Source organism: Patescibacteria group bacterium (assembly GCA_038065255.1).
Classification (GTDB): domain Bacteria; phylum Patescibacteriota; class Patescibacteriia; order JACQRZ01; family JACQRZ01; genus JBBTRI01.
Genome location: JBBTRI010000019.1, coordinates 2,168 through 2,673, shown reverse-complemented (window position 1 = coordinate 2,673; position 506 = coordinate 2,168). Strand labels below are relative to the sequence as shown.

Below are 506 nucleotides of genomic sequence, written 5' to 3'. Positions count from 1 at the left end.
TGAAACCGGCACCGGCGCATTGGTCTTTGCAAACACGCCAACATTTGTTTCGCCAAACATTGGCGCAGCAACCGGTACTGGCTTAACTCTTGATAACGGCGGCGCACGAACCATCAGTATTGCCGCTGCAGCAGCAGCAGGCGATGCATTATCGGTAACAGCAGGTGCTGGTGCAGCAGGCGGTAACGCTGGAGGCGCTCTAGGTCTTACTGGTGGTGCAGGCACATTAGCGACAGCAGGCGGAGCAGTTAATATTACCGGTGGCGCAACTGTAACTGGAACTGCCGGAGCAGTGGTCGTTGCTGGCGGTACTGCATCAGGTGCGGGTACAGGTGGTGATGCTGTTCTTCGCGGCGGCTCTCACACAGGTGGCAATAACGGTATTGTCATGATCGGCACAGATACTACTCGCTCCGCTCTTGCATCAACAGCGGCACGAGATCTCCTTTATGTAGAAGGCGGACTTGAAATAGATGGCGCGGCACGATTTGACGGAAGCCTTACTC

General features: G+C 55.5%; 1 protein-coding gene. It reads left to right on the top strand.

Going from position 1 to position 506, the window contains the following annotated elements; all coding sequences use genetic code 11:
- Positions 1 to 506 (top strand): hypothetical protein (locus AAB400_04405; GenBank protein ID MEK7649122.1); only part of this gene is annotated, 506 nt, incomplete at both ends.